General features: G+C 70.8%; 16 protein-coding genes. 14 read left to right on the top strand and 2 right to left on the bottom strand.

Translation table 11 applies throughout. From position 1 onward, the window contains the following. Positions 1-9: 9 nt before the first annotated feature. A complete protein-coding gene (locus tag WH07_RS21400) occupies positions 10-894 on the bottom strand; it encodes a class I SAM-dependent methyltransferase (protein WP_046502427.1) in 885 nt (294 codons plus the stop codon). A gap of 191 nt (positions 895-1,085) precedes the next feature. On the opposite strand from WH07_RS21400, the gene WH07_RS21395 reads away from it, so the two are divergent. From WH07_RS21395 to WH07_RS21385, 3 genes are read left to right on the top strand one after another with little or no spacing between them, the layout of a single operon-like run. Then, complete coding sequence (locus tag WH07_RS21395) at positions 1,086-1,346, top strand: hypothetical protein (RefSeq protein ID WP_046502425.1); 261 nt, start codon at positions 1,086-1,088, stop codon at positions 1,344-1,346. Positions 1,347-1,357: 11 nt separating this feature from the next. Beyond that, positions 1,358-2,344, top strand: coding sequence for a 3-oxoacyl-ACP synthase III family protein (locus tag WH07_RS21390; protein WP_052744505.1), 987 nt, complete (start codon positions 1,358-1,360; stop codon positions 2,342-2,344). Then, positions 2,341-3,096, top strand: a complete 756-nt coding sequence (locus WH07_RS21385) for a 3-oxoacyl-ACP reductase family protein (RefSeq protein ID WP_046502423.1) — start codon at positions 2,341-2,343, stop codon at positions 3,094-3,096. Before WH07_RS21390 ends, WH07_RS21385 begins: the two co-directional genes overlap by 4 nt. A gap of 177 nt (positions 3,097-3,273) precedes the next feature. On the opposite strand, the gene WH07_RS21380 is transcribed toward WH07_RS21385, so the two are convergent. Further along, positions 3,274-4,203 carry an AfsR/SARP family transcriptional regulator gene (locus WH07_RS21380; protein ID WP_063775804.1) on the bottom strand — a complete coding sequence of 310 codons (930 nt, stop codon included), beginning with the start codon at positions 4,201-4,203 and terminating at the stop codon, positions 3,274-3,276. Between the two features lie 387 nt (positions 4,204-4,590). On the opposite strand from WH07_RS21380, the gene WH07_RS21375 reads away from it, so the two are divergent. The 11 genes from WH07_RS21375 (at position 4,591) to WH07_RS21325 (ending at position 14,848) form a co-directional block, all read left to right on the top strand. Further along, positions 4,591-5,808 carry an aminotransferase class I/II-fold pyridoxal phosphate-dependent enzyme gene (locus WH07_RS21375; protein WP_046502420.1) on the top strand — a complete coding sequence of 406 codons (1,218 nt, stop codon included), beginning with the start codon at positions 4,591-4,593 and terminating at the stop codon, positions 5,806-5,808. 150 nt (positions 5,809-5,958) lie between these two features. Next, positions 5,959-7,209 carry a beta-ketoacyl-[acyl-carrier-protein] synthase family protein gene (locus WH07_RS21370; protein ID WP_046502418.1) on the top strand — a complete coding sequence of 417 codons (1,251 nt, stop codon included), beginning with the start codon at positions 5,959-5,961 and terminating at the stop codon, positions 7,207-7,209. Beyond that, positions 7,206-8,177, top strand: coding sequence for a MaoC/PaaZ C-terminal domain-containing protein (locus tag WH07_RS21365; protein ID WP_052744504.1), 972 nt, complete (start codon positions 7,206-7,208; stop codon positions 8,175-8,177). The genes WH07_RS21370 and WH07_RS21365 overlap by 4 nt, the downstream gene beginning before the upstream one ends. Beyond that, positions 8,167-9,672 carry an AMP-binding protein gene (locus WH07_RS21360; RefSeq protein WP_046502416.1) on the top strand — a complete coding sequence of 502 codons (1,506 nt, stop codon included), beginning with the start codon at positions 8,167-8,169 and terminating at the stop codon, positions 9,670-9,672. The genes WH07_RS21365 and WH07_RS21360 overlap by 11 nt, the downstream gene beginning before the upstream one ends. Continuing rightward, positions 9,669-9,932 (top strand): acyl carrier protein, encoded by a 264-nt coding sequence (locus tag WH07_RS21355; protein ID WP_046502413.1) that lies wholly within the window; start codon positions 9,669-9,671, stop codon positions 9,930-9,932. Before WH07_RS21360 ends, WH07_RS21355 begins: the two co-directional genes overlap by 4 nt. A 2-nt stretch (positions 9,933-9,934) precedes the next feature. Next, on the top strand, positions 9,935-10,987 hold the full coding sequence (locus WH07_RS21350; RefSeq protein WP_046502410.1) for a hypothetical protein: 1,053 nt from the start codon (positions 9,935-9,937) through the stop codon (positions 10,985-10,987). Then, complete coding sequence (gene trpA / locus WH07_RS21345) at positions 10,980-11,804, top strand: tryptophan synthase subunit alpha (protein WP_046502408.1); 825 nt, start codon at positions 10,980-10,982, stop codon at positions 11,802-11,804. The genes WH07_RS21350 and trpA overlap by 8 nt, the downstream gene beginning before the upstream one ends. A 2-nt stretch (positions 11,805-11,806) precedes the next feature. After that, on the top strand, positions 11,807-12,181 hold the full coding sequence (locus WH07_RS21340; protein ID WP_046502405.1) for an ectoine synthase: 375 nt from the start codon (positions 11,807-11,809) through the stop codon (positions 12,179-12,181). Positions 12,182-12,249: 68 nt separating this feature from the next. Next, a complete protein-coding gene (locus tag WH07_RS21335; RefSeq protein ID WP_046502402.1) occupies positions 12,250-13,395 on the top strand; it encodes an acyl-CoA dehydrogenase family protein in 1,146 nt (381 codons plus the stop codon). Beyond that, entirely contained in the window at positions 13,392-14,138 is a 747-nt protein-coding gene (locus tag WH07_RS21330; RefSeq protein ID WP_046502399.1) for a phosphoribosylanthranilate isomerase, read from the top strand. Before WH07_RS21335 ends, WH07_RS21330 begins: the two co-directional genes overlap by 4 nt. Further along, entirely contained in the window at positions 14,135-14,848 is a 714-nt protein-coding gene (locus WH07_RS21325) for a beta/alpha barrel domain-containing protein (RefSeq protein ID WP_046502395.1), read from the top strand. Before WH07_RS21330 ends, WH07_RS21325 begins: the two co-directional genes overlap by 4 nt. Positions 14,849-14,920 lie beyond the last annotated feature (72 nt).

The following is a 14,920-nucleotide window of genomic DNA, read 5'->3' as shown; positions in this document are numbered from 1 at the left end:
GTGGCCTCCTCAGCCCCTGCGCTCGATGGTGACGCGGAAGTTGTTGAAGAACTTGTCTTCGAGGGTGTAGGCGAAGATGTCGAGGTAGCGCTCGAAGCGGGCCACGACCTCCTCGCCCTCCAGGGCGACGGCCGTCTCACGGTCCGCGGCGAGCCGCTCCAGCCAGGCGCGGCACGCCATGGCGAAGGACTCCCGCTCGTTGGTGATCTCCACGACGTGGAAGACGCCCTCGGCGGCGGCGGTCAGCTCGTGGAGGTGCGGGATGTGCATCCCCTCGAACTCCGAGCGCTGCAGGAACTTCAGGTCCGCGAGCAGCTCGCGGTTCATCGGCTGCGCCTCGGCCGTCATCGTGTGCAGGACGAACTTCGCACCCGGGTTGAGGGCCTTGGCCACCTGGTTGAAGAAGAAGCGGTAGCGCTTGGTGCGCTCGCGCGGCGGCAGGTTGGAGGAGACGAAGTGCTCCAGCGCGTTGATGCAGAACGCCGCGTCGTACTTGTCGTCCGTCTCGTGGTCCGCCCAGCTCTCCACCCGCGTGGTGATGCGCGGGTTGTCCAGGCCGGCGATGAACGCCTCCTGGGTGCGGCTCAGCGTGAGACCGACAGCCTGCTCCACACCGTGCACGGTGGTGAGGCGGTTGAGCATCGTGCCCCAGCCGCAGCCGATGTCCAGCACACGGCGGGTGCCCGCGGCCCCGGCCAGCTCGGCGAAGGTGTCGAGCTTGCGCTCCTGGGCCTCGTCCAGTGTCCCGACGAGGTCCTCGCCCTGCTCCCAGTAGCCGCCGGAGTACATCATGGTCGGACCCAGCAGGAGCCGGTAGAAATCGTTGCTCACCTCGTAGTGGTGCCTGACCGCGTCGACCTCGGGGTCCACGGATCTGGGGGCGACCGTTGTCATCCTCGACCTCTTTCCTGTCGTTCTCGTCGCTGCGCCGCTCGTTCCGACCGTTGAATCGGCCACGAGCAAACCGCGTCGCTCGCAACAGATGTGCAAGACGTCCATGAGTCGGCGGTGTTGCGCCCGGATTGCGCGGCCCGCGCTTCCATGCCTCTCGAAACCGGATGCACCGCGAGAGAGGACCGAAGCTCATGACGCTGCCCACCATCGAAGAACTGGCGAGCCAGCTCGAGGCCGTGTCGGGCGCCCAGGAGGTCAGCCCCGATGCACCGCTCCAGCACATCGCCGACGTGGACTCGCTGGACCTGATGGAGTGGCTGTACGGGTTCCAGAACCAGTACCCGGACATCCCCGCCGACGAGTCGCTCTTCGCCGACCTCGACGACACCACCACGCTGCGCCACGTGTACGAGCGGATCCTCGCGCTCGTCCCGCAGCCGGCGCAGGCGTAGCGAGCGCGCCTGTGAACGGCTTCGACATCACCGGGTGGGGCATGGCCGTACCCGAGCGCAAGGTCACCAGCGTGGAGTTGGCGGAGCGTTTCGGCGTCGACGAGAACTGGATCGTCAGCCGGTGCGGCATCCGGGAGCGCCGGGCCGTGGGACCGGGCCAGACGACCGCCTCACTGGCTGTCGAGGCCGGCCGGCGCGCCCTGGAGAAGGCCGGGCTGACCGGTGGCGACATCGCTCATCTCATCGTCGCCACCGCCACGCCCGAGCAGCCCTCGCCGGCGACGTCCGCGTTCGTCCACCACGATCTGGGGATCGCGGGAGGCGCGCACGACGTCAACTCCGAGTGCGCGGGCTTCATCTACGCGCTGGTGTCGGCGATGGCGCTGATCGCCATCGACCCCCGGCCGATCCTGCTGATCGGCTCCGACACCCACACCCTGACGGCCAACCCCGCCGACCGGGACCTGTCCATCCTCGTCGGCGACGGCGCCGGCGCGGTGGTCCTCCAGCCCGGACCCGAGAACCGGGTCAAGGCGTGGAACCTCGGCGCGGACGGCTCCTGCACCGGAAGTCTCAAGGTGCTGGCTGGCGGCAGCAGGATGCCGACCACCGAGGAGACGGTCCGTCAGGGCCTGCACTACGCCAAGATCAACGGCAATGAGATCTATCTCAACGCCGTGCGCTACACGGTCCGTACGGTCCGGGAGACCCTGGAGAGCGCCAAGGTCGACGCGGCCGACATCGACCATGTCATCCCGCACCAGGCCAATATCCGGATCATCAACTCGATCCTCAGCCACACCGGTCTGCGGCAGGAAGCACTGATCACCAATCTGGAGCGGTACGGCAACACCGCGTCCGCGTCCGTGCCGATCGCTCTCACCGAGGCGCTCGACGAGGGCCGGATCAAGAACGGTGACAAGGTGCTGCTCGCGGGCTTCGGAGCGGGCATGACCTGGGGCTCGATCCTGATGGAGTGGGGCGGGGTGAGGAAATGAGCGCCAACAAGCCGCAGGGCAGCCGCCCCGAACAGCCGGTCGCCCTGGTCACCGGGGCCTCCGGCGGGCTCGGCCAGGCCCTGGCCCTGGAGCTGGACGCGCTCGGCTGCCGGGTCGCGGTGCACTACAACAGCTCCGAGGAACAGGCCCGCGCCGTCCAGGAGAAGCTCGGCAACGACTCGGTCGTGGTCACCGGCGACGTCGGCGACTGGGACGCCGTCAACGCCATGTACGCCCGGATCAGCGATGAACTCGGCCCGGTCGACGTCCTCGTCAACAACGGCGCGATCCGCAAGGACTCGCTCATGGCGATGCAGTCACCGGCCGACTGGGCGCAGGTGATCCAGACCAACCTGGTCGGTTCGTTCCACACCTCCCGGGTGGCCGTGCCGTACATGCTCCGTCGGCGGTGGGGCCGGATCATCAACGTGGTGTCGCCCTCCGGCCTGATCGCGACAGCGGGTCAGACGGCGTACTCCGCGTCCAAGGCCGGTCTCATCGGCCTCACCCGCACCCTGGCCGCCGAGTGCGGCCGCCGCGGGGTGACCGTGAACGCCCTCTCGCCGGGCTTCATGATCACGGGCATGACGAAGGACCTGCCGGGCAGGGTCATAGAGGGCATGGAGGACAAGGCCCCCATCCCTCGCTTCGTCACGGTCGAGGAAGTGGCCCGCAGCGCCTCGCTCTTCCTGGACCAGGACTGCATGACCGGCCAGGTCATCAGTATCGACAGCGGGGTCTCGATCACCTGACACCGGCCCCGCCGGTACGAGGCCCGTCACATATCCGTACGGCCGGTGTGCTCCTCGCGCCCCGGCCGTCCGGCATGCCCCGGCCCCTCGGACGGACTCCGAGCCCCGACCGGCCGGCGAAAAAAAGAGGCGGCCCGGCAACTGCCGGGCCGCCCGCGTATGTTCCCCCGCTGTCGGTTACGCCACACGCCGCGTCGGCGCGGAGCGCGCCGGACGCACCGGATGGGTGAGACAGCCGTCCGCCGTCAGCGTGCACGGCCGCGGCGCCGCCGGCCTCGGGCTCGGCGCCTCGAACATGCCCATCAGCAGCGGATCGAGCCGGGTGACCGCCCTCGGCTCCGGCGCCCGCAACGGATCGGGCGAGCGCAGCAGTTCCAGATACGCGGCCTGGCTCTCCGGCGCCGGGTCTATCCCCAGCTCCTCCGCGAGAACCTCCCTGAGCTGCTGATACGTGCGCAGCGCCTCGGCCCGGTTGCCCGCCGTACGGTGCGCGGCCATCCGGCAGCGGTACGCGCTCTCCCGGAACGGAGCACGGCGTACGGCCTCTTCGGCGTACCGCAGCGCGTGATGCTCGTCGCCCAGCGCGGACGAGGCCAGGCTCGCGGTCTCCAGCGCGGAAAGACGCAGCTCATCGAGCCGCTCCCGGACGCTGTTGACCCACTCGCCCTCATGGGCCGGCAGGAATGACCCGCGTAGATTTGACACGGCGCCGGACGCGAGCTGCTGTGCGACGGCGTAGGAACCGGCCGCGTACGCGTCGGCCGCCTCGCCCAGCGCCGCCTCGGCGCACTCGATGTCCACCGCCGCGTCGTCGGGAAGCCGCAGCAGATAGCGGCCGCCCTGGGCGACGAGCGGGGTGACACCGGGCTGCTGCCGGGGAAACGTGACGAATGTGCGGACCCGGCTGACGACACTGCGCAGGGCCGAGGCCCAGGTGTCGGGCAGGCCGTCGGGCCAGACGGTGTCCGCCAGTTGGTCGCGGCTGGTGCCCCCGGACCTTTCCAGAATGAGCCGGGCGAACGCGACTTGGGCCTGAGCGCTGGACAGGTGCTGCGGAGGAACCCCTTCGGGTTCGATCGTGACGAGACCAGCAAGTCTGATGAGCAAGCTGTACTCCCCGGTGCGGTCGGCTTGTCTGCCGTTTCCACCGGCGGCGGTTGCCACCGGCGTCGGAATCTCGCCAGGGGGCCCGTCACGATGGTCCTTGTGAAGGATATCGGGACAAGCGGTGCGTGCCCCCTGCACAAGATTTGGACGATACCAATCGGCCTTCTCTCCGTGTCAACCTTGGCTGGGGAACATTCCCCGGGAATTGGTCGGAGAGATGGATTCCGCTTCCGGGGGCGTGTCGCGTTCTTGTTGCGCCGTCCGATTTCCCCATTTCACGGTCGTGTTGCGCGCGGCTTGCGCGGCTGTCGTTGAATTGCGTCGCACTTTGAGTCCAAGGTTGAGCGGACTCCGGTAATTGTCCGAAACGTGGATGAGGAGACGCACGTGAACACGTCCGGAGGATGGGAACGTCTCGCGCCGAAACTGGACGCGACGCGCCGTCGTGTGCAGTCCCTCGAGTGGGAGCCGGCCCGCCGCAACAGCTTCGTGACGTACACGGTCGAGCGCGACTCGGCGTACGCCGACCTCGACGGCGAGCGGCTCCTGATGATGTCCGGCTACAGCTACCTCGGGCTGGCGGGCGACGAGCGGGTGGTCGCGGCGGCCAAGGCCGCGCTCGACCTGTACGGCACCGGCAACCACGGCGTGCGGGCGCTGGCCGGCTCCATCCCGCTGCACGAGGAACTGGAGGCGGAGGTCGCCCGGTTCGCCGGCCGCCAGGAGGCCATGGTTTTCGGCTCCGGCTATGCGGCCAACGTCGGTACGGTCGGCGGTCTGGTCGGCGGCGGCGACACCGTCTTCATCGACAAGTACGACCACGCCAGCATCGTCGACGGCTGCCGCCTCAGCGGCGCCACCGTCACGCGCTTCCGGCACAACGATGTCGAGCACCTCGACCGCCGGCTGGCCGCCGCGAGCCCCGAGGGCGTCCGCCTCGTCATCGTCGACAGCGTCTACTCGATGGACGGCGACATCGCCCCGCTGCCCGAGCTGCGCGCCGTCTGCGACGCGCACAACGCGCTCCTGATGGTCGACGAGGCCCATGCCCTCGGTGTCATCGGCGCCACCGGCAAGGGCATCGAGGAGCACTTCGACTACACCGCGAAGGTCGACATCAAGCTGGGCACCCTCTCCAAGGCCATCCCCTCCATGGGCGGCTGGGTCGCGGGACCGAGCGAGCTGATCGGCCATCTCAAGTACGCGGCGCGCCCGTTCCTCTTCTCCGCCGCCCTCGGCCCGGCCCAGGCCGCCGCCGCGCTGGAGTCGCTGCGCATCCTGGAGCGCGAGCCCGAGCGTGTCAGCCACATCCAGACCGAGTCCGCGCGGTTCCGCAAGATGCTCAACGACGGCGGAATGCGCACCGGCGACAGCGAGACCGCGGTCGTCCCGGTCATCGCGGGCTCCGACGACGCGGCGTACGACTACGCCACCGCCTGCCGCGCTGCCGGTGTCATCGGACTGCCGGTGGTCACCCCGGCCGTCCCCAACGACCTGGCGCGGCTGCGGATCGCCATCACCGCCCGGCACACCAAGGCGGACATCGATTTCGCCGCCGAGGCCTTCCTCAAGGCCGCCCACCAGTGCGGGCTGATCCCGGCCTGATCCGCCGGGACCCGCAAACCCGAGCCGGGTCCGGCCGGCCCTCGCGCCGGCCGCCGGCCCGGCCTGCCCGCACTCACGCTCACTCTCGCGCGCCGGCGCCGGCCGGCCGCTGTCCGCCCTCCGCCGTCCGTACGGGATTCGGGATCAGAGATGTCAACCTCAGCGAGGCACGCACAGCTCAAGGCGCCTGTCGCGATCACCGGCATGGGCGTCGTCACACCGGCCGGCTGCACCCCCGGCGACCTGTGGTCCGCGCTGCGCGCCGGCCGGTCCACGGCCGCCACCCTCACCCATCTCGACCTGGAGCGCCACCGGGTACGGATCGGCTGCCGGGTCCGCGGGCTCGACGAGGCCGGGCTGGTGCCCGCCAAGGACGCCCGCAGGATGGACCCGTTCGCGCTGTACGGTACGACGGCCGCCCTCGCCGCCCACCGCGACGCGGGCGCGCCCGACGCCGACCCGGACCGTACCGCGATCGTCGTCGGCAACGCCGTCGGTGGCCGGGCCACCAGCGACGCCGAGTCCCGTAACTTCACCGAGTCGGGACCGCACCGGGTCAATCCGCTGATGCCGCTGATGACGATGCCCAACGCGGCGGCGGCCCAGATCGCGATGCGGCTCGGCTGGCAGGGCCCCGCCCTGACCATCGCCACCACCTGCTCCAGCGGCGCCGACGCCGTCGGCCACGGGCTGATGCTGCTCCAGACCTACCGGGCCGATGTGGTCCTGGCCGGCGGCTGCGAGTCGACCCTGACGCCCGTCACCCTCGCCGGGTTCGGCAACCTCAACGCCGTATCGCTGCGCAACGACGACCCGGAGCACGCCTCCCGGCCGTTCGACGCAGACCGCGACGGCTTCGTCATGGGGGAGGGCGCCGGCTTCGTCGTCCTGGAACGCCTCGACGACGCGCGGGCGCGCGGCGCGCGGACGTACGCCACGGTCGAGGGCTACGCCTCCACGGCCGACGCGTACCACCTCTCGATGCCGCTGCCGGACGGCGGCGGCGCCATCGGTGCCATGAACGGGGCCATCGCCGACGCGGGCCTGACCCCCTCGGACATCGTCCACATCAACGCGCACGGCACCTCCACGCAGCACAACGACCGTGCCGAGGCGACCGCGCTGGCCAAGGTGTTCGGCCCCGACGGGCCCCCGGTCACCGCGAACAAGAGCGTCATCGGCCATCTCATCGGTGCCGCGGGCGCCGTCGAGCTCGTCGCCACCGTGCAGGCGATGCGCGAGCGCGAGGTGCCACCCACCGCCAACCACGAACGGCTGGAGCCAGGCATGGAAATCGATGTGGTCCACGGCGCCCCGCGCGCCGTGGCATCCGGACCCGCGCTGTCCAACTCCTTCGGTTTCGGCGGCCACAACTCCAGCCTGGTGGTGGCGCCGGTATGACGACCTCCACGAACTCCGCGTTCAACCCGCCGGCCGCGGTCCGTACGGTCACCGCCGAGGAGATCGCCGCCTACCGGTCCGCGGTCCGTGCCGAGCTGCCCGTCGCCAAGGACGAACTCGCCTCGCCCGTCCACGCGTTCGTCCTCGCCCACACCGTGGCCGAGCGGACCGTGGAGGCGCTGACCGCGGACGAGCCGGGACCCGTGTCGGTGGTCCACCTCTCCCAGGACATCCGCTGCCACCGGCTCGTACGCCCCGGTGAGACGGTGACCGTACGGCTCGAAGTGCTCGGTGCCCGGCGTGAGGCGCGCGGCACGCGCGTCGCCCTGCGCTCCCTGCTCACCGGCGACGGCGCGGCCGACGGGGACACGCGCGAGGACGCCGAGCCCTTCGCCGAACTGGTCACCAGCGCCCTGCTGGTGGGCGCCACCGCCCTCGAACCCTTCGGCGACATCGCCGGGGGAGCCGCGGCCCCCGCGCCCTCCGGCTCCGGCGAGCCCGCCACCACCGTCCATGAGCCGACCGCCGAGTGGATCCGCCGGTACGCCCAGGCCTCGGGTGACGAGAACCCGATCCATCTCGACGAGGACGCGGCCCGTGCCGCCGGTTTCGACTCGGTCATCGCGCACGGCATGAGCGTGGTGGCCCTGGCCGTCGAGGAGATCACCGACCGGTACGCGGACGGCGACGCCTCCCGGGTATGGGGGATCGGCGGCCGCTTCTCCGCGCCCGTCGCGCCCGGCGAACCGCTCCGTGTCGAACTCCAGCCCGACGCGGCGGGCCGCGTGGTCCGCTTCACCTGCCGTACCCCGGCCGGACCGGCCGTCAAGAGCGGCTGGGTCGAACTCGAACCCGCCGAAACGGCAGCCCCTGAGAACACAGAGACCAGCACGGAAGGCACCGCAAGCACGGAAGCAGGCACCCAGACCCGGAACGCGGACAGAGACGGAGCCGGTGATGACGACTGACGGACTCGGCCTGGTGGGGGGATTCCTCTCCCAGGTCCGTGAACGGCCCGATGCCACAGCCCTGTTGTGGAACGGCGAGGAGATCAGCTACCGCGAGCTGTACGAGCAGGCGGGCCGCGAACGCGACCGGCTGGCCCGGCTGGGCCTGGCCCCCGGCGAGCCCGTCGGTGTCCTGGCCACCAAGTCACCCACCGCCATCGCCCTCGTCCTGGCCTGCCTGCTGGCCCGCCGCCCCTTCCTGCTGCCCTCGCCCGCGCTCGCGCCCGCCCTGCTCGCGGATCTCTTCGCGCAGGCGGGCTGCCGCCGGGTGATCACCCCCGAGGACACCGACCCGGGCGTGGTGCCGAACCCCGAGGTCACCCCGCAGCCGCTGGCGCCCCGCGAGGCCGCCGAGGTGTCGTTCATGCTCACCACCTCCGGCTCGACCAGCCTGCCCAAGATCGTTCCGCTGGGCCGCGAAGCCGTGAACCGGTTCGTCGCCTGGGCCGGACCGGCCTTCTCCATCGGCCCCGGCAGCACCGTGCTCAACTACGCCCCGCTCAACTTCGACCTCTGCCTGCTCGATGTCTGGACGACGCTGGCGCACGGCGGCCGGGTCGTCCTGGTCGACCCCGGCCTCGCCGCCCGCGGCGGCCATCTGCTCGACCTCCTCGAACGCCATGACGTCCAGGTCGTCCAGGCCGTGCCGATGTTCTACGGGCTGCTCCTCGACGCGGCCCAGCGGCGCGGCGCGACCCTGCCCGGCGTCGAGCATGTGATGTTCAGCGGCGACGTCATCCCCGACCGCACCTTCGCCGCGCTCCCCGAGCTGTTCCCCAAGGCCCGGATCCACAACATCTACGGCTGCACCGAGACCAACGACAGCTTCATCCACGAGGTCGACACCAGCGCCGCCGACGCGCCGCCCGTACCGATCGGCGTCCCGCTGCCCGGAGTCGAGGCACTGATCCTCGACGAGCACGGCGAGGCCGTCCAGGGCCCCGGCTCCGGCGAGCTGTACGTGTCCACGCCCTTCCAGGCGGCCGGCTATCTCGACCGGACCCGCCACGCCGACAAGTTCACCGGCCATCCGCTGGGACTCGACGACCGGCGCTGGTTCCGTACCGGCGATCTGGTACGGCGCGACGCCGCGGGCCGGCTCCATCTCACCGGGCGCAGCGACCACCAGGTCAAGGTCCGCGGGGTCGCCGTGAACACCGCCGAGGTCGAGCGGGTCCTCCTCGACCACCCCGCCGTACTCGAAGCGGGCGTGGCCGCCGTACCCGACCCGATCGAGGGCCGCCGGCTCGTCGCCGCCGTCCAGAGCGCCCCCGGCAGCGGACTGACCACCCTGACACTCCGTCAGCACTGCGCGCGGAGCCTGCCCAGGGCGGCCGTCCCGGCCAAGCTCCACATCGTCGCGGAGCCGCTGCCGAAGACCGCCACCGGAAAGGTCGACCGCAAGTCGCTCGACCGTCTCCACGAGTTGTCAACAGCAAAAGGAAGGACGTCATGAGCCACGTCGGCACCATCAAGCAGTTCGTCATCGAGGAGTTCCTGCCGGACGTCACCGCCCAGGAGCTGGCTGACGACCACGATCTGCTCTCGGACGGGGTCATCGACAGCCTCGGTGTGCTGAAGCTGATCGCCTGGGTCGAGGACCGCTTCGAGGTGGCGATCGGCGACGCCGACCTCGACCCCAACAATTTCCGCAGTGTCGCGGCGATCGACGCGTTCATCGCCGGTGCGCGCCGTCCAGAGGTGGCAGGTAGTTAACGGTGCATGAGGCACTCATCGGCCTGCTGGAGCGGCGCGCCCCGGTCGGGCGCGAGACCTGGCGGTCGTTCTGGGACCAGCTCGGCGACGGCGAACTCGACAGAGCGCAGGCCCTCGCCCTGCTGGCCTCCCTGACCACCGGGCTGCCCGGCCACGAGACGCTGCGCGCGCTGCTGGACTCGCTCGCCGAACGGCGGCCCGCCGAAGAGGCGGGCCGCTGGGCGGGCACGGTCAATGTGGTGGGCACCGGCGGCGGACCCAGGACCTTCAACATCTCCACCGCGTCGGCGTTCGTCGCCGCCGCGGCCGGGGTGCGGGTCGTCAAGACCGGCTCGCGCGCGTACACCAGCTCGCTCGGCTCCGTCGACCTGCTGGAGCGGCTCGGTGTCCGGCTGACCTCCTCGTACGACCAGACCGCCGAGACGCTCGACCGGTACGGCATCGCCTTCGCCGGGCCGTTCGTCTACCCCGTCCAGCTCACCCGGCTGGCCAGGACCATCGCGCCGACCAGCATGAAACCGTTCGGCCGTTTCCTGAACGCCCTCGGGCCGTTCCTCGCGGACCTGCCCGTCACGGCGCAGGTCACCGGGGTCTCGGCGATCGCCCCGCTGGCCGAACTGCGCGCCCTCGCCACCACCGTGACCGGCCGCACCCTGTGGCTGACCACCAACGACCGTGGTGCCGATGAGCTGCTCGGCTTCGCCGACAACACCATCCACACCAACGACGGCCGCGAACTGCGCTTCCCCGCGGGCCAACTGGTCCGGGGCGACGGCGGTTTCGAGGATCTCCAGCCCGTCACCGACCCCGCCTCGGCGCCCGCCCACTTCCTGTCCGTGCTCGACGGCACCGCCGGCGACGTGGCCACCCGTACGGTCTGCCTCAACGCCGCGGCCCTGTCCGTCGCGAGCGGCCACACCGCCGACTGGACCAAGGCCCTCGCCGTCACGGAGGAAGCGGTACGGAGCGGAGCCGCCCGCGATCTCGCGGAGCGGATACGGGCGGCGGCGCCCCGCACCGCCAGGACCGGGACCGGGACGGCGAGCCATGGCTGACTTCTTCCCCAGGACCGCCCCCGGCGAAGGACCCGGGCTCGCCCTGTTCCTCAACGCCGGGGACCCGCCCCTCGATGTCCTGGCCGAGCTGGTCCTGATGCTGGACGAGGAGGGCGTCGACTGCCTCGAACTGGCCGTCCCCTTCCCGGACTCGGTCACCGACGGTCCCGTGATCCGCCGCTCGGCCGCCCGCGCGCTCGCCCTCGGTGTCGGGCTCGACGAGGTGCTCGCGTTCATCGCCGAGGTACGGCCCGGGCTGCGGCGGCTGCGGATCGCGCTGCTCGCCGACTGGAGCCACTCCCTCAAGCACCGCGAGCCCGGGAAGACCCTCCGCGCCATCGCGGACTCGGGCGCCGACGGGCTGCTCGTCCACGCGCTGCCGCCCCGGCTGCGCACCGCCCATCACACGGCCGCCCGCGCCGCGGGAGTGCCCGTCGTCACCACCTGCTACCAGCAGAGCAGCCCCGGGACCATGGCCGAGGCCGCCGCCGAGGCCACCGCGTATCTCTATCTCGTCGCCCACTACGGACGCAGCGGCACCGCTCCGGCCGCCGGCCACGCCGCCCTGGCGGATACGGTCACCGCGCTCCGGGCGCACACGACGTCCCCGATAGCCATCGGCTTCGGGGTCAGGACCAGGCAGGACGTGGAGACCGTCGGAGCCTGCGGAGCCGATGCCGTAATCATCGGCTCCGCAGGAGTCGCCCGGATCGAGCAGTCGCTCGACCACGGGGGCGACGTCATCGACGGCTTCCGCACCTTTGTCAGGTCCGTATCGCCCAACCGTTCCATCACACCCGAGAGAACAGGGAGTTGATCATGTTCATCCGCGAACTGGAGAACGTGAAGACGGTCGAGTGGGGCAATGGCCTGAGCCGTCGCTTCATCGTGGCCGCCGACGGCCTCGACTACAGCATCACCGACACTATCGTGCGCGCGGGCACCAAGTCCCGTCTGGAGTACCGCAATCACATCGAATCCTGCTACTGCATCGAGGGCTCGGGCGAGGTGATCGAGCTGGACGGCACCTCGCACCCGATCACGCCCGGCGTTCTCTACTCGCTCGACGAGCACGACGCCCACTACCTCGTCGCCAGCCCGCACGAGGACCTGCGTCTGATCTGCGTGTTCTCCCCGGCGCTCCGCGGCGACGAGGTGCACCAGCTCGACGAGCACGTCTCCTCCGCCTACTGACCGCCCCTGATCCGTCCGCAGTCCGCTCGACCGCCCGCCTCTGATCATCCGTAACGGAAAGGCTCGCCGTGATCCGCTGGAACGCCGACCAGGCCGAACTGCGAGAAGGTCTGGCCCGGTGGGGTGAGGCGCTCAGCGCCGGCCACATAGAACAGGACGAACAGGCGACGTTCTCCTGGGACAAGTGGCAACTGATCCGGGAGACCGGCATCCTCCAACTGCCCTTCGACGAGCGCTGGGGCGGCCTCGGCCAGTCCCTGCTCACCACCATGTATCTGCTCGAAGGGCTGGGCGAGCACTGCCGTGACTCCGGGCTGAGCTTCTCGGTCACCACCACCATGGCCAGTACCGGCGTACCGGTGGAGAAGTTCGGTACGGACGGCCAGAAGGAGCGGTATCTCACCCGGATCTGCTCGGGCGAGATGATCGGCGCTCATGCCATCACCGAGGCCGAGGGCGGCTCGGACGCCATGGCGATGACCACCCGGGCGGTGCGGGACGGCGACCAGTTCGTCCTGGACGGCTCGAAGATCTTCGTCAGCAACGGCCCCGTCGCCGATGTGTTCGTCGTCTACGCGCGTACGCATCCGGACGGCGGTCCGCTCGGGGTCACCGCGTTCCTCGTGGACCGGGACACCCCGGGGCTCACGATCGGCAAACCCACCAAGAAGATGGGACTGCGGACCTCGCCGCTCAGCGAGCTGTTCTTCGACGAGTGCCGTATCCCCAGGACCCAGGTGCTCGGCCGGGTCGGCGGAGGGTTCATCGTGCTCGACTACGTGATGAAGCGGGAGATCCTGTTCTCCTTCATCGTCAATGTCGGGGAGATGCAGCACCGGCTCGACCGCTGCCTCGACTACGCGAAGACCCGCCGTTCCTTCGGCAAGCCGATCGGCTCGTACCAGTCCGTCGCCAACAAGATCGTCGACACGAAGATCAGGCTGGAGACGGCAAGGAAGTGGCTGTACGACACGGGTGAACGGCTCGCGGCCGGCGAGAACGTCACCGTGGATCTGGCCATCGCCAAGCTGGTGACGAGCGAGGCCAACGTGGAGACCAGCCTGATCGCCGTGCAGATCTTCGGCGGTCACGGCTACATGACCGAGTACGGTCTGGAGAAGGACGTGCGCAACGCCGTGGCCGGCACGATCTACTCCGGCACCACGGAAATCCAGTACAACCGCATCGCCTCGATGCTGGGCCTGGGCAAATGAGTCCGGAGCCCGGCTCCAGGCTCCCGGCGGGACACTCGGCCGCACCCGAGACCCGCCGGGTTCTGAAGGTCTGCGGAGCCACCTCGCCCGACGACATCACCACGCTCGCGGCCGCCGGAGCGGACTGCGTGGGCGTGTGGTACGGCGTACCGGGCGGCCACGCCGAGCTGTCCGAGGAACGCCTCACCGAACTCGTCGCGGCGGCCCATGCCACCGGCCGGCTCGAACCGGTCCTCGTCACCTTCCTCAGCGACCCCGAAGCCCTCGCCGGCCTGGCCCGCCGCACCGGTCTGCGCTGGCTGCAACTGCACGCGTACCAGCCGCCGCCCGTCGTCGCGGCACTGCGCGCCGCCCTGCCCGACGCGGTCCTGGTCAAGGTCCTGCACCTGCGCGGCGGAAGCTGCCTCGAACGCCCGCTGATCGGGGCGTACGAACGGGCGGGCACCGATCTGTTCCTGCTAGACGCCGCCACCGAGGACGGCCGGATCGGCAGTACGGGACAGCGGCTGGCGGAGCCGGACGTACTGGCGCTGCTGCCCAGGCTGAGCCGGCCGTTCCTGCTCGCGGGCGGCATCTCCCCGGAGAGCCGTGCCGACTACGGCGGCGTCGCCGCCCACCCGGGGTTCCGCGGCATCGATGTCGACACCGCCGCCCGTGACGGCGGCGGACGCTTCTCGGTGCCCGCCGTCACCGCCCTGGCCCGCGCCTGGCGGACCGCCCCGTCCCTTGAGGAGTCCTTATGACCGCCCGCTTCCTGGAAGCCCTGCTGGCCGCCGAACGCCCCCTGGTCATGGAGGTCAAACGGCGCGACGCCCATGGCTACGACCTGCTCGGCGGGCGCACCCCGGCGGCGATCGTCGAGTCGTACGAGGCGGCGGGCGCCCCGTGCATCTCGGTGGTGACGGGACGGTGGTTCGGCGGCACCCCCGCGCTGCTGCGCGATGTCGCCGCGCTCACCGATCTGCCGCTGCTCCAGAAGGACTTCATCACCCGCAGGGACCAGCTCAAGACCGCGGTGGAACTGGGCGCCTCGGCCGTACTGCTCACGGCCGCGCTGCTGCCCAGGTCCAGTATGCGCACCCTGATCACCGCCGCCCTCGCGGCCGGACTCACCCCGTTCATCGAGGTGACCGAGGAGGCCGAGCTCGACGGTCTGCCGCACACCGAGGCATGCGTGATCGCCGTCAACAACAAGGACATCAAGGCCAAGGAGACCGACCGGGGCAATCTCGACCGCAGCCTCGCCCTGCTGCCCGCGCTCCGGGCGGCCGGTACGCCGTGCCCGGTCAGCGCCAGCGCCATCGACAGCCCGGCCGACGCGGCGCGGCTGCTCGACGCGGGCTTCGGCGGACTGCTGGTCGGCACCTCGCTGCTGCGCACCGCGAACGCGGCTGCCTGGCTGGAGGAGCTGGACGGCGCCAGGACCCGCTCCGTCCCGGCCCACAGGTCCTGACCGCCCTCGCCGTAAGCCTTCTCGGCCCTCCCCGTACGTCCCGCCGCCCGCGCCCCCGTCCGCGTTCCGCTC

The sequence above is a fragment of the Streptomyces odonnellii genome (genome assembly GCF_000981895.1).
GTDB classification, from domain to species: Bacteria; Actinomycetota; Actinomycetes; order Streptomycetales; family Streptomycetaceae; genus Streptomyces; species Streptomyces odonnellii.
The sequence above is the reverse complement of the archived record's forward strand: the minus strand, read 5'-3'. Positions and strand labels throughout refer to the sequence as shown.

Excerpts from the sequence above, each read along its gene's own strand:
- WH07_RS21330 (WP_046502399.1), top strand. The coding sequence starts at position 13,392 with ATGAGTCCGGAGCCCGGCTCCAGGCTCCCGGCGGGACACTCGGCCGCA.
- WH07_RS21365 (WP_052744504.1), top strand. The coding sequence starts at position 7,206 with ATGACGACCTCCACGAACTCCGCGTTCAACCCGCCGGCCGCGGTCCGT.
- WH07_RS21360 (WP_046502416.1), top strand. The coding sequence starts at position 8,167 with ATGACGACTGACGGACTCGGCCTGGTGGGGGGATTCCTCTCCCAGGTC.
- WH07_RS21385 (WP_046502423.1), top strand. The coding sequence starts at position 2,341 with ATGAGCGCCAACAAGCCGCAGGGCAGCCGCCCCGAACAGCCGGTCGCC.
- WH07_RS21355 (WP_046502413.1), top strand. The coding sequence starts at position 9,669 with ATGAGCCACGTCGGCACCATCAAGCAGTTCGTCATCGAGGAGTTCCTG.
- WH07_RS21370 (WP_046502418.1), top strand. The coding sequence starts at position 5,959 with ATGTCAACCTCAGCGAGGCACGCACAGCTCAAGGCGCCTGTCGCGATC.
- WH07_RS21400 (WP_046502427.1), bottom strand. The coding sequence starts at position 894 with ATGACAACGGTCGCCCCCAGATCCGTGGACCCCGAGGTCGACGCGGTC.
- WH07_RS21395 (WP_046502425.1), top strand. The coding sequence starts at position 1,086 with ATGACGCTGCCCACCATCGAAGAACTGGCGAGCCAGCTCGAGGCCGTG.
- WH07_RS21325 (WP_046502395.1), top strand. The coding sequence starts at position 14,135 with ATGACCGCCCGCTTCCTGGAAGCCCTGCTGGCCGCCGAACGCCCCCTG.
- trpA (WP_046502408.1), top strand. The coding sequence starts at position 10,980 with ATGGCTGACTTCTTCCCCAGGACCGCCCCCGGCGAAGGACCCGGGCTC.
- WH07_RS21340 (WP_046502405.1), top strand. The coding sequence starts at position 11,807 with ATGTTCATCCGCGAACTGGAGAACGTGAAGACGGTCGAGTGGGGCAAT.